Source organism: Psychrobacter sp. CCUG 69069, from assembly GCF_021023115.1.
Classification (GTDB): Bacteria; Pseudomonadota; Gammaproteobacteria; order Pseudomonadales; family Moraxellaceae; genus Psychrobacter; species Psychrobacter namhaensis.
The window spans coordinates 1-22726 of record NZ_QQAI01000014.1 but is presented as its reverse complement, the minus strand read 5'-3'; the positions used below and the strand labels follow the sequence as shown (position 1 = coordinate 22726).

Annotated in this window: 19 protein-coding genes and 1 pseudogene; 5 read left to right on the top strand and 15 right to left on the bottom strand. The window is 41.5% G+C overall.

Annotated elements, in window-relative coordinates:
• The first annotated feature begins 66 nt into the window (after positions 1 to 66).
• Both leuB and DVY93_RS09610 read left to right on the top strand, forming a co-directional pair.
• The gene (gene leuB, locus DVY93_RS09615) at positions 67 to 1170 is read left to right on the top strand and encodes a 3-isopropylmalate dehydrogenase (RefSeq protein ID WP_230710534.1); all 1104 of its coding nucleotides are present in this window, start codon (positions 67 to 69) and stop codon (positions 1168 to 1170) included.
• A 445-nt stretch (positions 1171 to 1615) separates the two neighbouring features.
• Positions 1616 to 2734: a L,D-transpeptidase family protein gene (locus DVY93_RS09610; RefSeq protein WP_230710532.1), complete on the top strand. Its 1119-nt coding sequence runs from the start codon at positions 1616 to 1618 to the stop codon at positions 2732 to 2734.
• Positions 2735 to 3005: 271 nt separating this feature from the next.
• On the opposite strand, the gene infA is transcribed toward DVY93_RS09610, so the two are convergent.
• The 7 genes from infA to dinB form a co-directional block, all read right to left on the bottom strand.
• Positions 3006 to 3227 (bottom strand): translation initiation factor IF-1, encoded by a 222-nt coding sequence (infA, locus tag DVY93_RS09605; protein ID WP_021814850.1) that lies wholly within the window; start codon positions 3225 to 3227, stop codon positions 3006 to 3008.
• Between the two features lie 106 nt (positions 3228 to 3333).
• Positions 3334 to 4173 carry a tRNA pseudouridine(38-40) synthase TruA gene (truA, locus tag DVY93_RS09600; RefSeq protein WP_193006674.1) on the bottom strand — a complete coding sequence of 280 codons (840 nt, stop codon included), beginning with the start codon at positions 4171 to 4173 and terminating at the stop codon, positions 3334 to 3336.
• Positions 4174 to 4215: 42 nt separating this feature from the next.
• Positions 4216 to 5316, bottom strand: coding sequence for an asparaginase (locus tag DVY93_RS09595; RefSeq protein ID WP_230710530.1), 1101 nt, complete (start codon positions 5314 to 5316; stop codon positions 4216 to 4218).
• A gap of 132 nt (positions 5317 to 5448) precedes the next feature.
• The gene (locus DVY93_RS09590; protein WP_230710529.1) at positions 5449 to 7122 is read right to left on the bottom strand and encodes a FimV/HubP family polar landmark protein; all 1674 of its coding nucleotides are present in this window, start codon (positions 7120 to 7122) and stop codon (positions 5449 to 5451) included.
• Between the two features lie 51 nt (positions 7123 to 7173).
• The gene (locus DVY93_RS09585; RefSeq protein WP_230710527.1) at positions 7174 to 8787 is read right to left on the bottom strand and encodes a type IV pilus assembly protein FimV; all 1614 of its coding nucleotides are present in this window, start codon (positions 8785 to 8787) and stop codon (positions 7174 to 7176) included.
• Positions 8788 to 8991: 204 nt separating this feature from the next.
• On the bottom strand, positions 8992 to 10155 hold the full coding sequence (queA, locus tag DVY93_RS09580) for a tRNA preQ1(34) S-adenosylmethionine ribosyltransferase-isomerase QueA (protein ID WP_414706621.1): 1164 nt from the start codon (positions 10153 to 10155) through the stop codon (positions 8992 to 8994).
• A 210-nt stretch (positions 10156 to 10365) separates the two neighbouring features.
• The gene (gene dinB, locus DVY93_RS09575; RefSeq protein WP_193006678.1) at positions 10366 to 11451 is read right to left on the bottom strand and encodes a DNA polymerase IV; all 1086 of its coding nucleotides are present in this window, start codon (positions 11449 to 11451) and stop codon (positions 10366 to 10368) included.
• Positions 11452 to 11818: 367 nt separating this feature from the next.
• Here dinB and DVY93_RS09570 point away from each other — a divergent pair, with 367 nt between their 5' ends.
• Entirely contained in the window at positions 11819 to 12064 is a 246-nt protein-coding gene (locus DVY93_RS09570; RefSeq protein ID WP_193006679.1) for a hypothetical protein, read from the top strand.
• Between the two features lie 796 nt (positions 12065 to 12860).
• Here DVY93_RS09570 and DVY93_RS09565 read toward each other — a convergent pair.
• The 4 genes and pseudogenes from DVY93_RS09565 to DVY93_RS09550 form a co-directional block, all read right to left on the bottom strand.
• Positions 12861 to 13661, bottom strand: a pseudogene (locus DVY93_RS09565) (COG4705 family protein).
• Between the two features lie 128 nt (positions 13662 to 13789).
• Positions 13790 to 15445, bottom strand: a complete 1656-nt coding sequence (locus DVY93_RS09560) for a sensor histidine kinase (protein WP_025672617.1) — start codon at positions 15443 to 15445, stop codon at positions 13790 to 13792.
• On the bottom strand, positions 15438 to 16097 hold the full coding sequence (locus DVY93_RS09555) for a response regulator (protein WP_025651479.1): 660 nt from the start codon (positions 16095 to 16097) through the stop codon (positions 15438 to 15440). The genes DVY93_RS09560 and DVY93_RS09555 overlap by 8 nt, the downstream gene beginning before the upstream one ends.
• Positions 16098 to 16246: 149 nt before the next feature.
• Positions 16247 to 16816, bottom strand: a complete 570-nt coding sequence (locus DVY93_RS09550) for a PepSY domain-containing protein (protein ID WP_025651480.1) — start codon at positions 16814 to 16816, stop codon at positions 16247 to 16249.
• A gap of 196 nt (positions 16817 to 17012) precedes the next feature.
• Here DVY93_RS09550 and DVY93_RS09545 point away from each other — a divergent pair, with 196 nt between their 5' ends.
• Entirely contained in the window at positions 17013 to 17558 is a 546-nt protein-coding gene (locus DVY93_RS09545; RefSeq protein WP_025651482.1) for a manganese efflux pump MntP, read from the top strand.
• Here DVY93_RS09545 and DVY93_RS09540 read toward each other — a convergent pair.
• From DVY93_RS09540 to DVY93_RS09530, 3 genes are all read right to left on the bottom strand, one after another.
• Positions 17520 to 18284 (bottom strand): PAP2 family lipid A phosphatase, encoded by a 765-nt coding sequence (locus DVY93_RS09540; RefSeq protein ID WP_025651483.1) that lies wholly within the window; start codon positions 18282 to 18284, stop codon positions 17520 to 17522. The genes DVY93_RS09545 and DVY93_RS09540 overlap by 39 nt on opposite strands.
• Positions 18285 to 18332: 48 nt before the next feature.
• Complete coding sequence (locus DVY93_RS09535) at positions 18333 to 18806, bottom strand: diacylglycerol kinase (RefSeq protein ID WP_025651484.1); 474 nt, start codon at positions 18804 to 18806, stop codon at positions 18333 to 18335.
• Between the two features lie 432 nt (positions 18807 to 19238).
• Entirely contained in the window at positions 19239 to 19835 is a 597-nt protein-coding gene (locus DVY93_RS09530) for a PepSY domain-containing protein (RefSeq protein WP_025651486.1), read from the bottom strand.
• 274 nt (positions 19836 to 20109) lie between these two features.
• Between DVY93_RS09530 and DVY93_RS09525 the strand changes: the two genes are divergently transcribed.
• The gene (locus DVY93_RS09525; protein WP_230710524.1) at positions 20110 to 21090 is read left to right on the top strand and encodes a CorA family divalent cation transporter; all 981 of its coding nucleotides are present in this window, start codon (positions 20110 to 20112) and stop codon (positions 21088 to 21090) included.
• A gap of 56 nt (positions 21091 to 21146) precedes the next feature.
• On the opposite strand, the gene DVY93_RS09520 is transcribed toward DVY93_RS09525, so the two are convergent.
• On the bottom strand, positions 21147 to 22493 hold the full coding sequence (locus DVY93_RS09520; protein WP_193006272.1) for a sensor histidine kinase: 1347 nt from the start codon (positions 22491 to 22493) through the stop codon (positions 21147 to 21149).
• Positions 22494 to 22726: the final 233 nt, after the last annotated feature.

The window sequence follows — 22726 nt, the reverse complement described above, 5'->3', positions numbered from 1 at the left end:
AAGTTACAGTGTCTCTAATTAATAAAGTCTCTAATCAATATAAACCACCTATTCAAAAGGACCAGTATGGCAACGATTTTAACATTAGCAGGCGATGGTATCGGCCCTGAAATCATGACTCAAGCCATTGATGTGCTCGAAGCTATCAACAAAAAATTTGCTTTAGGTTTGACCCTAGAATCGGGTTTGATTGGTGGTGTGGCCATTGATGCGACTGGTGAGCCTTTGCCTGATGAGACGTTGGCGCGCGCACGTGCAGCAGATGCCGTATTACTGGGGGCCGTTGGTGGGCCTAAGTGGGATGGTATTGAACGTAGCAAACGTCCTGAGCGTGGCCTTTTGAAAATTCGTGGGGAGCTTGGTTTATTTGCCAACCTACGCGTGGCAAAGCTGTATCCGCAGCTTGCCAATGCCTCAAGTATCAAACCTGATATCATTGCAGGCTTAGATTTGCTGATCGTACGTGAGCTGACGGGTGGTATTTATTTTGGTGAGCCACGTGGTATTCGCACGTTAGAAAATGGCGAGCAGCAAGGCTATAACACCATGGTCTATAGCACAAGCGAGATCAAACGTATCGGTAAGGTTGCATTTGAGCTGGCAAAAACGCGTGCCGAAGCAGCGGGTACGGCAGCAAAAGTTTGCTCAGTAGATAAAGCGAACGTCTTAGAGGTCACCGAGCTGTGGAAGCAGACGATGACCCAAATGCAGCAAGCGGACTATAGCGATGTGGCACTGTCGCATATGTACGCGGATAACGCTTGTATGCAATTGATTAAAGACCCTAAACAGTTCGATGTTATGGTGACGGGCAATATGTTTGGTGACATCTTATCTGATGAAGCTGCGATGCTAACAGGCTCTATTGGTATGCTACCGTCAGCCAGCCTTGATGAAGCAGGTAAAGGCATGTATGAGCCATGCCATGGTTCGGCGCCTGATATTGCTGGACAAGATAAAGCCAATCCACTGGCCACTATTTTGTCTGTCGCCATGATGCTGCGTTATACGTTTAAGCAAGAAGCGGCCGCCCAAGTGATCGAGCAAGCGGTAAGTGATGTTTTAGATGATGGACTTCGTACTGTTGATATCTTAGATAGCAGTGAAGCTGGATTGAAGCAGGTAGGCTGTCAAGAAATGGGTCAAGCCGTGTTGGCCAAGCTGCTATAAACAAACCACTTCTCGTACAGCCGTATTTTTTATAGAATTTTTGCCATTCTCATTTTGTGATTGTTCCGCCCATAAGTTGCTAAGCAATTTATGGGTTTTTTATGGCGCTATTATTGGTGTTAGGACACTGATCTCAATGAAGAGAAAAATGGCTAATAGAATCTCGATTCTAACAATGCAGCGTAAATGATGAGCCATCATTAACAGAGACACTGTACAAGGCAGGTCTTTTTAACACAAAGCTGTTATATGCTCACACAGGGTTATGGCACCATAAGTATACTTGTAAAGGAATAAAAAATTGATGGCTGCCTTAGAAGGTATCAGGGATGAAACGTCGGCTTTCAATAAACTTCATCATGAAAGGGTCAAAAATTCAAAATAACGAACCTTGATAACCTTAACAAAAAAAATAACGATTTTTATAAAAAATTAGGAGTGTGATATGTATCAATTAAAAAAAATGAGCACGGCGCTAGCTATGATTGGCGTCTCTACGGCTATGTTTATGGGGCAGAGCGTTGCCGCAACGACGGATAGCGCGAGTGTCGGTAATGCAACAGATACTACTCAAGATATCAGCCCCGTGACCAATGGCGTCAGTCAAAAGCTCAAAGGAGATAGCAAGGCGGTAACATCGCTAAACGAGTTACTTCCTACTATCAAGTATACGACAGATAACTTATCAACCGTGGCCAAAAAAGTAAATGACGCCACTTGGACCGCAGGGTCAGATATAGACCGTAATGTTGGTACGAAATTGCAGGCGTTGTTGAATTGGCATCATAATGGTGCTGGACCTGTGGACGGCTATTGGGGCAAAAACACTCGTAAAGCAATGCAAGCGTTCCAAAAAGCAAATGGTCTAACTGTTACTGACACTCTAAACAATGAGACATGGCAAGCACTGACCAACAACGAAAAACTCGCTGGGCAGCCAGTGTTGGTAAATTATCAGCTGACTGATGCTGACGTGAATGTCACGACGACCACTATTCCTGCTAGTGCTGAAGCCAAAGCCAAACTTGATGGTATGTACTATGAAAGTATCCCAGAAGCGTTAGCAGAAAAGTTTCATCTCAGTGAGAAGTATTTAAAAGCCCTAAACCCTAACGCCAGTTTTACGGCTGGCGAGACGATTACTGTCTATAATCCAGGTAATCCTAATACTAAGCCTGTTAGCCGCATCGTTGCGGACAAGGCGACCCAAACATTATATGCCTACGGTGAAAATGGCAAATTAGTTGCCAGCTATCCGACGACAGTGGGTAGTACAGCAACACCGTCGCCAACAGGGACCCACACCGTAGAAGTGAAAATTCATGAGCCTAATTATACTTACACAGCTGATGACGGGGAAAAATCTATCATTCCTCCAGGTCCTAACAACCCAGTCGGATTGGTTTGGATTGGTCTTAGCAAACCTTCTTATGGTATTCATGGTTCACCAGATCCGGCTCGCATTAGCCGTCAGGCCTCAGCTGGTTGTGTACGGTTGACCAATTGGGATGCATTAGCGCTTTTGGGCGTGATTAAGGACGATGCGACGGTGGAATTTAAATAAATCCTTGATCTTGAGGTGATGTTTTTATTCCAATAAACCGTAAAAACCAGAAAAAAAATACCGCTGAAATGAGCGGTATTTTTTATGGTAAAACAGGAATTTTATTGAACACTAAAACATTGATAGGCAATAATGAGCAGATTAGCATTTTCATTATTATTATCAGTTAAACCACTCAAGCATTCATATCAGTAATAAAGAAGCTATTTAATAGTTAGTAGCTGGCTGTATTTACTAAAATGCTTTTATAACCATTTTAGTTAAGCAAAATTTAGTTTTTACCACGGTAAGTAATACGACCTTTAGATAGGTCATAAGGCGTCATTTCAACCTTAACCTTATCACCAGTCAAGATGCGGATATAATGCTTACGCATTTTACCAGAGATGTGCGCAATGATTTCGTGTCCGTTTTCTAAACGAACTTTAAATAAAGTATTAGGAAGGGTGTCGATGACTTCGCCTTCAAATTCAATAATATCGTCTTTTGCCATAATTTGTATCAATCAGTTAAAAATAAGCCCATATTATACGTAAGTTAGCGGATTAAAGCAATACGAAACCTGGTTTTGACTTGACAGCCTGTAAGTGATATGTATGTCAATCAGGTAAATTGAGCCAAATAGGGGTTAAAGGCGCGTCTGGCAACAGTTGTTGGAAGCGCTCAGGATAGTAAGCATTAATAAAATATAAGCCATCACCAGAAGCGGTAGGCGGTGCAATGGTACGGTCTTTTTTATTCAAAATGTTCAAAAAATCGTCTGGTACTAACTCATACTTGCCAATGGCATGTAAGGTGCCCATTAAGTTGCGCACCATATGGTGTAAGAACCCATCTGCTTGAATGTCAAAAACGATAAACTGACCATGAGCAAAAATCCTTGCGTGGCTGACGTTACGCACTGGCTGATTGGATTGGCAAGCCGCCGCCCGGTAACTACTAAAATCGTGAGTACCAACGATATCAGCCGCTGCCCGTTGCATTGCTGCTAAGTCGAGAGGTTCATAGATGTGCGTCACTTGATGATTGAGTATCGCCGGACGTTGCGTTTGATTGAGCGTAATATAGCGATAACGACGGGCAATAGCACCAAAGCGCGCATGAAAGTCAGCTGGCATCGGTTGTACCCAGCGTAGCGCGATATCGTCAGGTAGTAAGCTGTTGACGCCGCGCAACCAGTTGTGAGTGGGACGATACGCGTGAGTGGTGAAATGGGCAATCATATTGCTGGCATGCACGCTGGCATCGGTACGCCCAGCGGCGATGACCTCTACTGGCTCGTTGGCGACTTTACCAATAGCCGTCTCTAGTGCCTCTTGCACACCCAGCACCTCTCGTTGCCGCTGCCAGCCGTGGTAATGTGTGCCTAAAAATTCAATCGCAATCGCTAACGTGTAAGTTGGCGAACGTTCAGGTTTACTGATTTTAGTCTGGGACATTGGCGTTTCGGCGCTTATAAAGTGAGAATAATGAATGGTGGTTTACCGTTTTTTGATGGTCGTGCCAGTTTGATTGATACTGTTCAACCAGCGCTGTCTGCGCCTTGCTGGGGTGTCATAACGTAGTAGTAACCACAGTAACCGTGCATAAATAGCAGGAATGGTTAAACGGCCACCAGCAATGACATGATGGTCATATTGCCAACTGCCAGCGGCATAGTTATCGCTAACACCCCCAAACGGGCATTGGCTGGCACATATCACCATGTGTCCTTTTTCATGAGCCAGCTCTAGCGTATCTGCCAAGGCTTTTGAATAAGGAATGTTACCAGCGCCAAAGCCTAATAGAATAATGCCACAGGGTTGCTGTGATAATAGGGCTTGGAGTTGTTGAGTGATGACCTCAACGTCATTCGGCAAACAGTATAAAGCATGAACGCGGGCATAGTGAGCGCGGCTTTGAATGCTACTTAATATTTCTTGCCGGTCATCAAGCCAATGCTGTCGACGGATATCTGGGAGGTTTTTTATATAACTGTTGGCTGGATATGCTGCCCGAGTATGACCGGTAAATGCCATCAAATCATGACTGTGAATCTTTTGTACTGTCTGCGCAGGCCAAGCTTCACCGCCAAAACTTATCTTGACACCTGCCTCACCAGCCGCTGCTAGTTTTAGCGCCTCGTTAAGGTTGTCCCAAGCATCGCTATGGGCATCGATACTATAAGCATGTAGGTTCTCGCTGTCCAATAATGGGCGCATACTTCCGGTGACAACGACACAAATATCGCTACCTGCGAAGGCTTCTGCTAAAAATGCACCCAAATAACTTAAGGTATCAGTACCAGTGATGACCACAAAGCGCTTGTCACCTTGCGCATATGCTGTTAGCAGCAGCTGATAGAAGTGCGTAAAATCGCTAGGCGTCAGTTGACTACTGTCTTTAATCAGTGGGTTATCTAACCATGAAATTTTCGGCAAATTGATAGCATTATCTTGATCAGCCAAGAGTTTTTGTAACGTGGGTAAAAACACTTCTGCTGATAATGGCGCTAAGGGTCGCCCATAGCTACCAAAGGTGCCACCAGCATAAATCAGTTGAATGGGATCAGAGAGGGTCTTTGTCATAGCAGAAGAGGGCATAGTATAGTCTTGGTGCAATAAAAAAGTGTGAGAGAAAAAAGAGGCTAGTCATAATATAACGGTTGAACGCAAAAAAATCAGCAAGTATCCCACAATGATAGAATACCTGCTGTTGCGCGAGCGGGCGATTTACTACGCTGTACGCTCAAGTAATGCTTTGGCTTGATTTTGCTGTTCACTATTACCCTGAACCATCACTTCATTCAGCAAACGCTTGGCACTGTCATATTCGCCTAATTGTAGATACTGAGCCGCCAAGTCTAGCGTCACTTGATGACTGTCTAACGATTTCACAAAGTCAAAGTCTGCTGAAAAACGTGATGAGAAGTCTTCTGCTGTTTCCGCCTCTGCTTCAGTAGTAATGTCAGTGTTGATTTCAACCGGAGCATCTGGGGTGGCTGCTGTTGGTGAGTCAGACAAAGAGTCAAGATCGAAGTCATCGTCTATTAAAATGTGATCATCAAATAACAACGGAGCAGTTGGTGTGGTACTAGACTCTTCATCAAGCGCATTTTCTAAGTCATCATCGAGTTGTAAGTCATCATCGAGTTGTAAGTCATCATCGAGGGACAGTTCTGCAATCTCACCATGCTCAATATCGTTGTCTTCAAGTTTACTCTCTTCAACATCAGCGTCTTCAAGAATAAAACCATCACTATCGCTACTGTCATCTGCAAACACAGGATTTTCGTTTTCTAATACTGTCTCTGGGCTATTTGTTTCGTCTAAACTGTCTAAAGATAAAGTAAAGTCATTATCATCTGCTTGAGTGGTATCAAGCGCCAATGCTTCAGCGGCAGGTTGTTCCGTTTCTTTATCGACATCGCTCGCTAAATCGTCAAAGTCTAAAATAAATTCTTCATTATCTAGCGACAACTCTTCAGCCGCACTATCAGGGCTGTTTGAATGGATAGGTGGCTCTGTCAGTGTCGTGCTTTCTTCAGATGCGTCAAAACTAAAATCAAAGTCACTAATGTCACTAATGTCATTGTCTTCGCTGGTGATAGCGTCATCCGTGGTGGAGACATCACGGCTGTCATCGTCTGTACTATCTAAGTCTGTACTATCTAACGATGTGACAGGAGAGACGCTAGTAGTGTTGGGTTCATCGAAGTCATTTTCAAAATCGCTCAGACTAAGGTCAAAGTCGTCTGCGCTATTTTCACTGGCAGCGTTAACCTCATGCAAATCATTTGAAAGTGTGGGGGTGGCGCTAGGCGCGTCTATCAAAGTACTACTATTTTCGTCAGCGTCTGGCTGGTCGGCAAGAGCTTTTTTCTCAGCGACTGGACTGCTCGCTAAATCAAAATCAATACTTTCAAAGTTGGGGTTATCTTCTACCGGCACCTCTTGTGTCACGTCTTGACTCTGCTCTTCAAAAAATAGAGCCTTTAGCTCATCGGCTCGCGCGATGCTGGTTGCATCGTTCTGAGTCTTGATAGCGTCATACACGTGTTGAAAGTTTTCTGGCTGATTGGTAGTCGCGTACACACTAAGTAGCTTCAGCGACAACTGGCTGTCATGTGGCTTTTCTTTAAGACCACGATTGAGCGTTTCTATCGCTTTGTCATAGCGCTGTTGATCTATAAAGCGTTGGGCAATGGTAATATGGTCGAATTTTTTGTCGTCACCTTTATTGCTTTGGGCAGGAGCATTATAGTCCGTTTTAGCCGTTGCAGTTGGCGTCGCTACTTTCCTGCCTGACGGTGGTACTGAAGGTTTCTGCGCTTTTTGTTTGCGCAGTACCAAACCCGCGACTAATAAGATAAGCACCAATCCGGCGATGATATATAGCATATTGTCCATAGTTACTCCCACGCCTATGATCATGGCACACTGTGTTGATCAATCAGGCAATTATTGATTGCGTAGTTTTTTGAGACGAGCTTGTAGCTCAGCCAGTTTTTGGTTTTGTAGTTGAATCTTTTTAGTGTAGCTATCCAGTGCACTACTGGTTTTTGACAAGCGCTGAGCTTGTGACGCGGCAGTTTGTCTTGAGGCTTTAAGCGTGGCTAATATATCTGTGCTGACACCGTTGCTTGTTGTCGCTGCTGATTTTTCTTGTGTCCCATCTGCACGACCATCACTACCAGGCGCTAGCACTGAAAACTGTGCTTTTGGTAATGTTTGTGTTTTAGTGATTGTTGGTTTATCAGAACGTTTGGCCGCTTTTGTTGTCTCAGACGATATGTTGGTGGGTGACTTAGCGGATTTTTTTGGCACAAGTGGATTCGTTCTGCGACTATATAGTCGTTGCGCACTGATAGCAGCTTCTAGGTCTTTTTGTGAGGGTATGACGTCGTAACTAGGTAAGTGCAGTTTGGCATCTGCTTTTAATTGATCCGCGTCTTTATTGATAAAAGCGTCCGGATTTTGTGATTGGATCTGTTTCATCACTGTTTGGATATCTAGATTGTTTTCTTGCGCGATTTGCTGTGCTATAACCCATAGACTATCGTTGCGCTGCACCTGATACTGGGCGGTAGTGCTATTAGCTGCGATGGTGTTAGTACTACTACTGCTACGGACTACGTTAGGCGTTGCCGCTTCAACGGTGCTGGTAGGTACATTGCTGGCTGAAACGGTCTTTAGAGTATTTACTTCGTTGTATTCTGGAGCTGGAAGAGTAGGCGTAGTAGCGACCATGCCCTTCTCTGATTGACTACTGGGCTGTATTTGACGAGTGACTTGTATATTTAACACGTCCAAGGGTTTGTTAGTCGTGACTGTAGTAGGCGTATTACTGTCCTTCACTAACGCTTTACCACTGATTGTGGCCACGTCATTTACATCGGTTTTGTTACCCGTCTGATTATGAGCTGCACGCTGAACAGAGTTGCTGTCGGTATTATTAGTACCATTATTAATACTAATGGTCACAGCACTGCTGTCTGAGTTTAAGTGGGCATTAGCTAAGCGGCCGCTATCTAAACGACTAGGGGCGTAAGCCAAGTTGTTACTTTGTTGTGTAGCGGTCACAGTAGGGGTTTGAATACTAGGGGCTTGTCTACTAGGCGCTGATATGAGTGGCGGCGGTGCCCCTTCTCGAACGGTCAAGGGTTTAGCCACACTGGCAGAAACGCTTGGCAAGTTGGGTTTTTTGGCGCCTGTCACAATATGTTTTGTCGTGTCAATCGGTAGGCTATCACTAAGTGGCATCAGTAAAGTCTTAGGGACGACATTGCGCTGACCATTATCGTTTATGGCCAACACCACATCAGCAAAAGGTTTAGACACAGGCTTTGAGGTACTAATAAATACTTGACCACTGGTCGCCGAGGTAGGCGTAAAGCGTATCGTCATGGAGTCCGTTGGGGTAAGTCCCATTTGCTGATAAATGACTGGGCTTGCCAAGCTGGCGGAAAAATCCGCTGCTTGTATGCCAGTGACCGTAATACTCGCGGTGAGGGGCTCATGTTGAGCAGAGGTCACAACCGTCTTGCCAATCGTAGCAGCTTGTGTGCTCGACATGAGAGCGACGTAGCCCACCGAACAGAGAAGTGTCATTGATATCGCGCGATATACAGGAGTCAAGCGATGAGATAAATGACAAGACATGAGCCGCCCTTTAGGAGATGAAGATAAGTTATCTTTGCTGTTATAACAAAATAGTGTTTAGTTTACCAGTTTATTTCATAACTGTTGGGCACACCATAAAAAATGTCTTTATCGTGTTCAGTCAGATTTTTTATCAAGCAGCATCGCATCACCGTAGCTAAAGAATCGATACTGGTTTTTGATGGCATGCTGATAAGCCTGTTCAATAGCCGCTTTACCCGAAAACGCCGACACCAGCATTAACAGAGTTGATTTGGGTAAGTGAAAATTGGTCAACAAGCGATCTATGACCCCAAACTTAAACCCTGGATAAATAAATATATCCGTATCCCCTGACCAGCTAGAAAGGGCTTGTCCATCACTGGCGGTTTTTTGATACGCCGTTTCGAGAACGCGCGTGACGGTCGTGCCAACAGCAATGACTTTTTTGCCATTTGCATGCGTTTGATTAATAAGCTCGGCAGTGGCTTGCGGCAGATGGGCATATTCGCTATGCATGGTGTGATTGAGTAGGTTGTCTGTTTTCACAGGAGCAAACGTACCAGCGCCAACGTGTAGCGTCACAAAAGCCGTATTCACACCTTTTGCCGTAAGCTTACTGAGTACGGATTCATCAAAGTGTAAGCTTGCGGTAGGGGCCGCCACACTCGCAAGCTTGGTTGGATCGTGAAAGACCGTTTGGTAGCGGGTATTGTCTGTCTCATCAGCGTGGCGCTCAAAATAAGGCGGAATAGGCAACTCACCGTAAAGCTCTAAATGCGGCAAAATAGGTGCCTCAAACGCTAGGATAAATAAGTTATCTTGACGGCCAACCATCACCGCATTCATATGATCATCGGCAAGGTGCAGGCGTTGGCCAAGCTTGGGTGCTTTACTGGCTTTGACATGACAAAGGGCAAGATGCTCTCGATTGACGGGTGTCTCGTTTGTTGTTTCTAAATGCAGCGTCGTTGTATCCAAGTCTGATATATCAACCAAACGCTCAATCAGTATTTCAACCTTACCGCCAGTGTCTTTTTGGCCAAACAAGCGCGCTTTCATTACCTTGGTATCATTAAATACGATTAAGTCACCCTCATTTAACAAGTCCGGCAACTCAGCAAATAAGCGATCTTCGACTTGGGTAGGGTTTCTTTGTGCACTGGTGGGCAAATACAGAAGTTTTGAAGCAGAACGCTGTGACAGCGGATAGCGAGCAATCAAGCTATCTGGTAGCTCATAATCGTAGTCATCGACGCTCAGATAACTCAAAGTGTCATTATTTTTATCGGAATCAATCATTGCGCTAGTATCAGTATCTACAGAGTGAGAGTTGGTCATAATCAGTCTTTAAATGAATGTAAATTTTGGCGTAATTGTAGCAGAAATGAGGCTATGAAAGGACAGTTTAATAGAAACGCAGACATATAAAAACGCTCTGAAACTTTTAAATAGCCTAAGTAAAATTTAATAATAATCAGTAAAGTTCTATGAAAAAAATTATAGACTACATTACTCAAATAAATTTAACTGCGGCCGTAACTGTGCAGCTGGTGCTAATGATGAGAAAGTAACGCCGACGAGGCGAATAGGCAGCTCGCGTGGAATGTCTAAAAACAGCTTATCTAACCAATAATGTGCGGATTCAGCACTGTCAAAAGCAGTCGATAGGGTGTGTGAGCGCGTAATTTGAGTAAAGTCTGCATATTTGACTTTTAACGTAATGGTGTAGGCAATGAGTTGTTTTTTTTGCATCTGATGAAACGCATCTTTGTTTTGTTCATAAATCTGGACTCGCAGTTCATCATCATTGTGTAAATTGTCTTTGAATGTGGTCTCCGAACCAACAGACTTATACGTACGTTCAGGTTTTACCGCACGCTCATCACGGCCATGAGCAATATCATGATAGAACTGTCCGCGCTTGCCAAACTCCTGCACCAATACCGCAGCTGGCGTGTGCTTAAGATCAGCGCCACTCTTCACGCCCATCGCGTGTAAACGCTTGGCAGTGGCCTTGCCAATACCGTGAAAGCGCTCGATAGGTAGCGTACTGATAAAGGCGTCAGCATCTGTTGGCGTGATCACGGCTATGCCATTGGGTTTATTGATATCCGAAGCGATTTTGGCCAACATCTTGTTAAATGATACCCCAGCCGAAGCCGTTAAACCTGTGTGCGCTAGGATTTGCGCCCTTAGCCAATTGGCCATTAACGTCGCTGAACCTTGATGAACTTGCAAGCCAGTGACATCCAAGTAAGCCTCATCTAATGACAAGGGTTCCACAAGAGGCGTTAAGTCGTACATGATCTCACGAATTTTGCTGCTGACGGCTCGATAAACTTCAAAACGCGGACGTACAAAGATGACCGCTGGACAACGTTTGCGTGCCTCATAACAGGACATAGCGGAACGGACACCAAATTGCCGTACCTCATAACTGGCCGCTGCGACCACACCGCGACCATTCGGATCGCCCCCAACAACCAATGGCTTACCACGCAACTCAGGAAAGTCACGCTGTTCAACACTGGCGTAAAAAGCATCCATATCGATATGAATAATCTTACGAAGGCTCGGATTTGTAGAAGCTGTCATAACTGTTATCTTATCTGACTTCACCGCTTGACGTCAGTATCAATCGTTAGTGGAATAAAAATGCCATTTATGCAGAATACTACATTTATTAAATTTGGTTTTTCTTCGCTACCTTTTATCACGACAATTTAACCGTCTGTCATGAATATTTTAGGTAAATGTTACAGTTTTGACGCTGGTGTTCTACACTAGAATCTCCAACGTAATCAATCACGGGGGAACGATAAACAGTGTCTTCTTTGCCTCTTTATAAATAAAAAAAGACACTGCTTATGGCTCGTACCAAACATGAAAAAGGTGTTTGGTAATATTAACGCTTTAAAACTGCATAGTTTTCAAGGTGTTTAAAAGAATTAAGGAGCTAAAGATGAATAATGAACTAAAAGGGAGCGATTTAACGCGAGCGATGCTAGCAGGCGGACATAAACAAATATGGTGTGCGGTCTGTGATGAAAGTGATGAGCAAGCCATGATGGATCACTATGATAATGATTTTACTGCTTATATCGTGTCATTTCATGACGGATACTTTCACTGCCGTGCTGGTACACCATGGAGCTTTGCCGTCCCCATAAAAATTAGTGCTGTCACGCAACACGAAATAGAGATGTAAGCACCACGACAAATACGACTGACACAAAAAAACCTCCAAAAGAGGAGGCTAGATTGTTTTAGTATTGGTACCAGTGGTCGGACTCGAACCGACACGCTTTTAAAGGCAACGGATTTTGAATCCTTTGGCTATCTCAAATAACTAGATATACTTAACGATAATAAGCAATGAGTAGAGATAAAATATATTTATAAACAATTACTTAGGGTTAAATTAACTATATTTAACTATAACTAAAAAGATATAACAATATTTTTCAAGTATCAAATAAGTATCAAAATTACTTTTAAAAATTGGTTTGTTTAACTAGTTTTAGATCTCGTCGTTAATTTTAATATGATGAAACGCATTTATGTAACGGACTTCGATTCAGTTAAGAGTACCAAAAAAGTTATCAGCAGATTGTACAAAATATTAAATTATATAGATTGTAATAATTAAACTTTGACCCAACCGTTTATCCCTAATTATTACATTGAATGCGCAGCATATCGAATCAGCTGCGTACATTTATTTATTGCTTAGCCAATAAGCTCTCTAGTACATAATTCTTTATTATACATTAGATACAAACCCCAATATTAAGCACACCACCTAAGTAAAATGATAAATACAAAAAGGTTGCTAACGCTATATTTTATAATACGTGAGCAACCTTTTTCACTACTACCTATATCTAATCATTATCCATATTTATTCATCACACTAATAATCGCAGCCCTTCGTTAACAAAGCTATGAGCATCTAAGAAATTATCATTTAATCCATAAAGTAAACTTTACTAGATGCATTATCATCAATACGCTTTAGCACTAGCCCGCTGTTTGAAGACTAATAAGCAGACAATGATAAACACTAACAAGGCTGCTGATGCTCCAAAGCGACTTAGCGCGAGACCGCCATGATCAATAGGCTTATCTAAAAAGTCGCCTAATACCGCTCCTAAAGGCCGAGTCAGTACGAAAGCACTCCAAAATAATAGTGTTTTAGATATCTTAGTATAAAAATGAGCTAGCGCAATTAGTGCTAACAAAGATCCAAAGATAATCGCACTCGTGGTATAACCCATGCCTGTGCTATCGGCTACCCAGTCACCAAGTGCGGTACCTAATGTCTGCGAAAACATAATGGTCGTCCAGTAAAACACCTCTGCTTTGGGTTTGCTGATACTATCAACGGCAATGCTTCCCATCGTCTTCTGCCATGTCATTAGACATATTCCAAGTAAAGCTACTAGAAGCGCTGAGCCGCCAGCATAGCCAATTCCTAGTGATCTTGTCACATAGTCTGCTATTGTTGTACCTAAAGTCGTTGTTGCTATAATCGTGCCCCAATACAACCATTTATTAAATGAGTTGGCTTTAATCTGGGTAGCGACTGCTATAGCAAATATAATAGCGAAAATGCCAGTACTGACAATGTATCCTAGATTTAATGACATTGATAAAGCATCACCCGCAGTCTCACCAAGCGTAGTAGCTGCGATTTTAATTATCTAAAAAAGAAGGGTAACTTCCGGAACTTTGGACAAAGCGTTTAGCACTGGATCGTTACTAGAAGCAGTGGGTGAGTATTGATTGTTTAAGGTTGTATTCATGGTTAGATTCACTCTATTAGTAAACAAATTTAATGTTACGTTGTAGATGTCACTAAATTATCAATAGAGATGTTAAGAAAGTGTGAAGATGCAACTATTTAGATCTATTAAAATTTCTATGTATGAGTTTAAAAGATCAAAGTTATACAAAGTCCTCGATTATCATGTAAGTTTAAAATCTCAGAATTAGAGTCCTTCATAAAGACATCGATACCTGCCTGCTCACAGATTGATTTAACAATAGAGAGCCCAAGTCCTGTACCTTCTATTTCCTGTGATTGCTTACTTGCGCTATCTGATCTTGAAGCGCTTATACTATTGTTAAGTTTACTGTCGCTAAATTGATCAGCTGCACTAATCACTTGATTAAGCCGTATAAAGGGTTCAAAAGCTTTCTCATAATCACTAGGGTCAATGCCTGCGCCTGAATCTATGATCTGTAATACTAATTTGTTATCTAGCGTCTTGGATATATCATTTAATTTCCCAGATTGAATCACATGTGAGCCAAAATTATATTGAGCATTTAAAGCCGATTTATCCAAACTGCCTGAGTTTTGCTCAAGTTGATAGAGTTTAACCATGACTTGACCATTATCTAGCGTATAAATAATAGCGTTTTGAATCAGGTTTTTTATGAGCATTAATAATGATGTCTCATCTATCTTTACTTTGCTACTTGACTGTAAGTCGACAGTTAGTTCGATGTTCTTATTATCAGCAATAGGAATGAGTAACCCTATGACTTGTTCGATAATAGATTTAACATTGGTTGCTGTTGTCTCGGTACCAAGCTCGGTATTGATATTACCAGCACGAGCGAGCGTTAATAATTGCTCAACCAAACTTTGATTACGCCTCAAGCGAATAGCCAGTTTATCGAGGCCTTCCGACATAACGTTATCATTACTAATACGCTGTAATCGTTGTAATTGTAGTGAGATGGCAGTCAGCGGCGAGCGCAGTTCATGGGCAGCATCAGCGATAAAGCGTTGCTGACGTTCAATACTAATTTTGACTATAGCCAATAATCTATTTAACGATTCGGCTAGTGGCAGCAATTCAGAGGGCAGTCTACCAATCGATAAAGGACTTAGGTCATTCTCATTACGTGCGCTTATCTCATGATGCAATTGACGCACAGGTTTCATCATGCGCCACATGATAAAAGGCAGTAAAAGCAGTAATAATGCTATACCGATAATAAGGGGTAAAAAAGACTGTAAGGCACTAGCTTTGGCTAAATCATCCTGTAAATCTGTCTGTTGGCGCAAAATTAGAGCCACTTCTTCATCAGTATCTAAAGACTCAATCTTGACATCATTTCTATAGGTTCGCCAAGAATGACCGTCAATGTTTTGATCGCTTATCCCTTGTGGAACGCTATTTACTAATGCCAACGGTATAGGTTCTGAGTAATCATGCTCATCATCGCTTTGAACGTTCTGATAATCTTCTACCCCGTTATTGAGTGAGGCGGAGAGTATGACTATATCAACGGTGATCGCACCATCATCGTCATCGGTATCAAAGTGAATGTTGCTGCGGGCATGCTCGTCACTGTATGAATAAGCAGCATTATTATTTAAACCACTAATATTAAGCGACTGCTCTAATAAGGCAGCAGTATTTTTTAAGTTATCATCCTGAAAGTCATTTATCTCGTTATAGCTGTACCAAAATCCATAACCACCAGCCACTATTGCCAGTAGTAATAATGACACAACAGACCAAAAGATAAGTTGGAACTGTAATGAGTTAAAGGGCTTACGAAATTTAGGCATTGCTGATATACCATCCAAGGCCACGAACATTTTTGATTCTATCTTGTCCGACCTTTTTGCGTAAACTATGAATCAAAAACTCAATGGCGTTACTTTCAACTTCGCCGCCCCAGCCATATAACGAATCCTCAAGCTCATTTTTGGACATGACTTTTTCAGGCGATAGCATAAAGGTAGTGAGAAGCATGTACTCCTTTGCGGTTAAATCGATAGGGCTACCATCCATCATGACCCGTTTGTGCGCGGTATCTAAACTTAAATTGCCAACCGTCACTTGATTATCAGCCTTGCCTTGGGCACGGCGAATAAGTACTCTCATGCGTGCAAAGACTTCTCCTAACTCAAAAGGCTTGACGACATAATCATCAGCCCCTGAGTCTAAGCCTGCAATTCTATCTTTTAATTGATCACGCGCGGTGAGTATCAACACTGGTGTTTCAATCTTGGCATCGCGAATAGCAGTCAACACGCCCATGCCATCAACTTCTGGAAGACCTAAGTCTAATAAGATGATGTCATAAGGTTGCACCCTTAATGTCAGTATGGCTTGACGACCGTCTTTGACCCAATCAACCGTATAAGCCTCATCTTGCAAGGCTTCGCTCAGACTCTCGCCAATCATCAAGTCATCTTCGACTACCAATACGCGCATGGGATATCCTTATTATGTGACTAGTAGGATTAAAAAATATTTATCTATAGTGACACTTTTTATAGCGTCCTCAAACTAAAAAGCTCTAATCGATACTAGTGTACAGAGTAGAGCCGTTGTTAAGCTATATTCAACCAAGTTTTAAAATATTAATCATCATCTAACTGACTGCTGACAACCTGACCATTCATGCTATCGATTATCAGTTTATTTATGTCCATCCCTTTAGCTATTTCAATCTCATAAGCGGGTATACCGTTATCAAAATCAAACTCTGCTTCAGTAATTTTGCCACCAACACTTTGCGTTGCTTTTTGCATGGCTTGGGTTAGGGTTATTTGGGCTTGCCTCATAGCGTTATATTCTGCTAAGTCGTCTTGATCTATTTTTTCCTGCTTAGATTTTAGAACTTTGCCGCTACTGGCGTCAATTTTTACTTCATGCTCCACTCCATCATTGATAAGCTTGATTTCATACTCGCCACTTGCCATATAATCGTTTTGGTCAAACTCAGCGCTAATTAAGTCTCCTTTGACTGTTTTTTGTGCAATAGCGACGGCTTGCTCTAGACTGATTTTACTCTGTGCTATCGCGACTGCGTCACTCGTCTTTGCGCCTGAAATAGCAGGTATTTGACCTGAGGCAACAGCGAGAGTACCAATACCTAGAACGCTAAGAGCAATAAGTAGGGATTTGCTTAGGGTTGATAGTTTTTTCATCGTGTTTACTCCGTATTTAAGGTTCATGTCTGACGACTCATTATCAAAGTTGTCAGAAGTGTCGATATGAGTCCATCATACAAAACAAGACATAGAAGAAGCTTAGCGTAGAATAAGCGTTCAGTTAGCTACTCATATTTTTGGGCTATAATGCTGTTGCTCTTTCGATAATCCTTATACAGAGTAATATTTTATTATGTTTGAGATACTATTATTGGCGTTAGCACTCGCTGCGGATGCGTTTGCGGCTGCAATCGGTCTTGGCTCGACACATAGAAGCGATGGTAAGTCGCAGTTTATAAAAATGGCGTTACTCATTGGATTATACTTCGGTGTTGCTCAGGGGGTGATGCCGCTAATTGGTTATGCGCTTGGCTCTACTATGCTCGGTTGGTTTGCGGAATGGGCTGCTTGGATTGCTTTTATCATACTAGTGGCTCTTGGGATTAAGATGCTTTATGAGTCGTGTTCGGTTAGTGACGATACTCGGATCAATGTAAGTCATAAAACCTTGCTGTCATTGGCTATAGCGACTAGTCTCGATGCGATGGCAGCGGGCTTTACGTTAAACCTGTTGGTAGTTAATGCTTATGCTGCCTGTTTAATCATCGCATTGACGACCGCTATTTTAAGTGTTTTAGGGGCTTATATAGGACGCCAGTCAGGAACATGGCTCGGCAGTTGGGCAGAAGCTTTGGGCGGTTTAGTGCTGATAGCGATTGGTGTGAAGATGGTTATTTGAAGCATAATTATGCTCTGTTCTCTTAAAAAACACGCTGGCCAGCGCACAAGCTATAGTCAAAGACACCAACATCGATACTAAGGTATGACTAAAAAAATGATCACCAAACATCATTTTATATAGGCCCATTGTCCAGCCTAATACGGTTACGATTTCAAATATTCGATAGCGATACTTATAAAGAGTAGGTAAAAATGCTAAGCCATACAAAGAAAATCCTGCGCTGGCATGAGCTGCTGGAAAACATTTTGTATCGGTTTTAGCAAGCATATTTTGCCATAGATTAAGATAAGGTAGATCCCCGCCAAAAAGCGTTAGATGATTAGGACAGCTCACATGAGTAACGCTTTTTAATAGCGCGATAGTAGAAGGCACCACAATAAGAACAATAAGTAAGTAACTTATTTCACGAATTGAGAAGGGCACAATAAATTTACTTGTTTTATTGTTATCGATGATAGAGGCGATATTTGAAGATTGTCTGTATTTGATAACCAATACGGATATTAAATAGAGAGCCAACAAGATTAATAATGCTTTAGGACCATCATAAAAAATAAAAGCGTAAGGCTGTTCGCCTTTTTCTATCAGCCACTGACCATTATTATAGAAAAACTCACTAATACGAACATCAAATTGGCTATGCTCAAAGGTTAGAGCGGCAATAATTGTTAAGCAAAAAAGCTTAAGCCATATCCAGTTAGTTGGGTTATCTTCTAAAATCATGAAAATACCTTACTCAATGTATAAAATTGCTAAAAATTTAAGCACTTTTTAAAATAAAAGATTAGATAACGCCATGCACCACAAAACGAACAATAGTAATAATGCCAAAAATTGCGCGGCAGAACCCACGTCCTTGGCTATTTTAGCGAGGGGATGATGATCCGTTGAAGTATGATCGACGCTCGCTTCAATACCCGTATTAATAAGCTCCACAATGAGGGATAAGAATGAAGCAATCACAAGCACCATTTTGGCGCTGACGTTAAAAGGCATAAATATAATGACCGTGAACAATAAGAGATTGAGCCAGATAACTTGCCTAAAGGCCGCTTCAAACTTATAAGCCGCTTTAAAACCATCTATAGAATACCCCGTAGCTTTTACAATACGGGCTAACCCTTTTTTACCTTTAACCTCATTTGCAAAACTATCCGCTACAAAAGTATCATCAGATACAGGCTGATTTTTATAATCAAGATTTGTATGTTCGTGGCTCAGAGCAGTAGTCTTGGAATTATTCATATCGATAGCTTAGTATTTATTAAGATTAGAATAGCTGGCAGGTCTTAATGATATTACAGTGCATGTTAAGATCGCGTTAAGATGAATTTCATATAATAAAAAGCAGTAGCGAATACCGAGTTTGATTAAGGTATTGGCTACTACTGACTATTGAAGTTACAGTGAAAATAAGAAAAAGTGCAATCACCGATATATTTATTGTTGTAATGATCCCAGTGTAGGAGGGCACTGGTTAGCACTTGGGTATCAGTATGTGCTTGGAGCTGTTAAGGAAGCGTTAAGATAAAAAATATTTATAAAATTATTTGGAAAGGGCAATATTAATATCAAAATTCAATATATACAAAAAAGCAATAGCCGACACCTTGTTTATCAAGGTATTGGCTACTGCATCCTATTAATGAAGAGTTAGTATTTAGCTTTGCTTACTTTTTAGCCATCATCCTCCATATCAACTTGGCTGCTTAGAACCTTGCCAGTATTGGCATCTATGCTCACATCATATATCTGATTGTCTTTGACAACTTCGATGTCATATAAGGCTTGACCTTTTTCAAGCTCGAACTCAACACCGATGACTTTACCATTTACGCTTTGAGTGGCTTTTTGCATAGCACTAGTTAGCGTAACTTTGGCTTGCATCAGCGCTCTATATTCAGCCATGTCTTCTTTATCTAACTTCTCTTTTTCAGTCTCGATGACTTTGCCAGTATTGGCGTCGATCTTGACCTCGTAAGCCGTACCGTTTGATACAAACTCAACTTCATACTCGCCCGTTACAGCACCGTTGCCATTATCATCATCGTCGTCATAATCGAATTCTGCGCTGATTAGATCACCTTTAGCATTCTGTTTAGCTATATCGATTGCTTGCGTTAAGCTGATCTTACTTTGCATAGCGCTGACAGCTTCACTTGATCCAGTTACGGCTTTGGTATTAGCAGCAGGGGCGGCGATAGCGGTTGCACCTACGCCTGCAATAGTAAGGGCGATGATTGCTGATTTGGTTAGCGTTGATAAGTTTTTCATGAGAGTCATCCTTTGTATTAATCAATTTCTGACACACCATTAGTGGTTTTGCCAGCTACCTCGTGGGTATGAATCTATAATACGAGAGACGACATAGGGGAAACTTAGCGGAAAATAAGAGTTTGATTAGCGAGTAGATATAATAAATATTGCTTAATTTTCTGAGTTAAATCATTATTTAAAAGACTACTAAATGTTTAACAGATCTAATGTCTGGCTTAGATACTAGGCTTGCTAAGTTTTGATTAAAGGAGTTTCTATAGGAGGAAAAAGGATGTCAGACGAATTCTTACGAAATACGACGCTTATCGCTTATTCACCTTCAACAGTATCAAAAGTACCTTGCGAAGATATCTTAATTTTGAACTTTGAGCCTCACGGCGACGAAGTTTTTTGGCTCAATACTTATGGATTGAGAGAGTTAGATGAGATGGAGCAAGTTGTCATCCAGAACCAGTTTGATGATTTTTTAATTAAATTATTGCAAGATGATGAGCATGCCAATAAGGTTATCGAACTCGATAATGTCCTGTTTATCGCTCTAAAAGTATTAAAAACTGATGACAAAAATCTAGATAATAAACAATTGATTTTCGTTGTATCGTCAAATATGTTATGGAGTTTGCAAGAGAATCATAATAATCATTTTCAGTGGATTCGTGATCGCTTAAGCGAAGGCAAAGGACAAGTTCGAAGCAAAAAAGTAGATTATTTGCTTTTTCTGTTGATTGAATCATTGATAGCAAACTATGAAGAGACGTTTGAGAGCTTATTGAATGCTGACGGTGACTCGATAAAGGTGACCAATATTAATCCAACGCCTTATTCTACTAAAAAGGTTGAGGAGCAAAAACGTCGCATGTTGAACTTTAAGAAAGCGACGCTGAGCCTTCGCAATACCATTGTAAAGCTGGAAACGATTAATATTATTCCTATGGATAGTAAGTATTTCACCGAACTTAAAGAGCAAGCCAACAATTTGATTGATGAAATTGATTTTGAGTTGTTTGAGCTTGATAGTAAAACCAATCTGATATTCTCAATTCAGGGCCATCGTTTGAATGAAATCATACGTACCTTGACCTTAGTGTCAGTGGTATTTATACCATTAACATTTTTGGTAGGCGTTTACGGTATGAATTTTGACTATATGCCTGAGTTAAAATGGAATGAGGGTTACTTTGCCTTGTGGGGTGTGATGGTAACATTGACTGTGGCCATCGTTGTGTATTTTAAAAGTAAGAAATGGTTTTAAACTGTACTGCTAACTTGTAATGTCTTAGGCTTTTAAAGATTGTTTATTAGTAGAATTTATTTATAATAAATACTAAACGTACTACCGCCTGCAGCATTAGCTTGATGGGTAAGTTGCCAGCCCATATGCGTTATGATGCGCTGAACAATACTTAGACCTAACCCTGTGCCATCAACCTTATAGCTCGTATAATCTTTTGACGAGAACTTATCAGTTAATTGCCCATCATTTTTCTTTTGCTCTAAACGCTCAAACCTTTCATAGAGTAGAGGCATCATCGCTTCAGGAATACCCAAGCCAGTATCGGTAACGGTGATTTTTTTATCGTCAATAATAATAACTACCTCACCCTCATCCGTGTATTGAAAGGCATTCTTTATTAAGTTGCCTAGTGCCATTTTTAGTAATTCAGGTCGTACGTAGGCAAAATACTCTTGTTCAGCGACTACTGCATAAGTCACAGTCTTATACCGTAGCAAATATTTTAAGCGTTCCACTTCATTGTTAGCAATGCTATTGATAGAGGTTTGCGGAGCGTCCAGTTTTTCAGGAGCACGCGAGAGTAGTAATAACGCGCTGATAATCTCAGAGGTCTCTTTAGCTGTAGTACTAATACGATTAGTAAACTCGCTCAAACGGCTATCGCCTTCTAATTGAGAAGCCAGTACTTCTGATGCACCCATAATAATCGTCAAAGGCGTGCGCAGCTCGTGGCTAACATCTCCAGTAAATAGCTGCTCACGTTTGAGATACTGCTCAAGCTTATGATTCTTCTCATCAATAGCGCGTGCTAATACGCCAACCTCGGAGGGCAAATGGGTCAATTCGGTTAAGTTTTGATGATCGGTTTCTACTGCTTTTTTTAAGTCTAATAAAGGTTTAGTAATTTGCCTAGAGGATAGCTGAGAAAATATTGCGGCAATTAGTAAGCTTAAAATAACGGCAACTCTTAAGGCATTGGCAAAGATGTCTTCTAGGTGTTCAAAAATGGCAAGGACAGGGTAGTTCCCCATTACCATCTCAGTGTCTTCTAAATAGGTTAAAACATAGCGTTGTTTATTTTGCTGATAGATGAAGAAATGTAGATTAGTTCTAACATTGCCATCTTTGGTGGGCACGGTTACGGGCATCTCTTGCACTGTCTCGGTTGCCAAAGCTTTTAAATTATCAGGTGCATGATTATAGCGATAAATTTTTATGCCCGGATCTGCAGTGTAGACAGGCTGATCGCCATCCTTTTCTTGACTAAGCTCTAGCTGTTGCAGTAAGCGAGCTTTGACCAACTCTTGCTCCATCCTTGTCTCAGCGTACATAAAAATACTGACGAAAGCAGCGCAAAGTAATATGGCAAATAAAAAATATGACAGTCGAAATTTATTAGCGATAGAGTCGAGGCTGAACATGGCATTTACTTCATAGTATAAGGTAGTAGAAAGAGGATAGGAGGTATAACTAGGACGACTCTTAATCAGATTGAGTCTGTAAATCGTACTAAGATATTCTACACTTTGAACCGCCCCGGGATTGTCGGAGACTCAACATTCTGAGAGAATACGACAATGAAAAAACAAACCTACACTCCTGAGATTAAAGAACGCGCCGTTCGCATGCTGATAGAAGCGTTGGGCGACTATCC

Excerpts from the sequence above, each read along its gene's own strand:
- leuB (WP_230710534.1), top strand. The coding sequence starts at position 67 with ATGGCAACGATTTTAACATTAGCAGGCGATGGTATCGGCCCTGAAATC.
- DVY93_RS09610 (WP_230710532.1), top strand. The coding sequence starts at position 1,616 with ATGTATCAATTAAAAAAAATGAGCACGGCGCTAGCTATGATTGGCGTC.
- infA (WP_021814850.1), bottom strand. The coding sequence starts at position 3,227 with ATGGCAAAAGACGATATTATTGAATTTGAAGGCGAAGTCATCGACACC.
- truA (WP_193006674.1), bottom strand. The coding sequence starts at position 4,173 with ATGTCCCAGACTAAAATCAGTAAACCTGAACGTTCGCCAACTTACACG.
- DVY93_RS09595 (WP_230710530.1), bottom strand. The coding sequence starts at position 5,316 with ATGCCCTCTTCTGCTATGACAAAGACCCTCTCTGATCCCATTCAACTG.
- DVY93_RS09590 (WP_230710529.1), bottom strand. The coding sequence starts at position 7,122 with ATGGACAATATGCTATATATCATCGCCGGATTGGTGCTTATCTTATTA.
- DVY93_RS09585 (WP_230710527.1), bottom strand. The coding sequence starts at position 8,787 with ATGTCGAGCACACAAGCTGCTACGATTGGCAAGACGGTTGTGACCTCT.
- queA (WP_414706621.1), bottom strand. The coding sequence starts at position 10,155 with ATGATTGATTCCGATAAAAATAATGACACTTTGAGTTATCTGAGCGTC.
- dinB (WP_193006678.1), bottom strand. The coding sequence starts at position 11,451 with ATGACAGCTTCTACAAATCCGAGCCTTCGTAAGATTATTCATATCGAT.
- DVY93_RS09570 (WP_193006679.1), top strand. The coding sequence starts at position 11,819 with ATGAATAATGAACTAAAAGGGAGCGATTTAACGCGAGCGATGCTAGCA.
- DVY93_RS09560 (WP_025672617.1), bottom strand. The coding sequence starts at position 15,445 with ATGCCTAAATTTCGTAAGCCCTTTAACTCATTACAGTTCCAACTTATC.
- DVY93_RS09555 (WP_025651479.1), bottom strand. The coding sequence starts at position 16,097 with ATGCGCGTATTGGTAGTCGAAGATGACTTGATGATTGGCGAGAGTCTG.
- DVY93_RS09550 (WP_025651480.1), bottom strand. The coding sequence starts at position 16,816 with ATGAAAAAACTATCAACCCTAAGCAAATCCCTACTTATTGCTCTTAGC.
- DVY93_RS09545 (WP_025651482.1), top strand. The coding sequence starts at position 17,013 with ATGTTTGAGATACTATTATTGGCGTTAGCACTCGCTGCGGATGCGTTT.
- DVY93_RS09540 (WP_025651483.1), bottom strand. The coding sequence starts at position 18,284 with ATGATTTTAGAAGATAACCCAACTAACTGGATATGGCTTAAGCTTTTT.
- DVY93_RS09535 (WP_025651484.1), bottom strand. The coding sequence starts at position 18,806 with ATGAATAATTCCAAGACTACTGCTCTGAGCCACGAACATACAAATCTT.
- DVY93_RS09530 (WP_025651486.1), bottom strand. The coding sequence starts at position 19,835 with ATGAAAAACTTATCAACGCTAACCAAATCAGCAATCATCGCCCTTACT.
- DVY93_RS09525 (WP_230710524.1), top strand. The coding sequence starts at position 20,110 with ATGTCAGACGAATTCTTACGAAATACGACGCTTATCGCTTATTCACCT.
- DVY93_RS09520 (WP_193006272.1), bottom strand. The coding sequence starts at position 22,493 with ATGTTCAGCCTCGACTCTATCGCTAATAAATTTCGACTGTCATATTTT.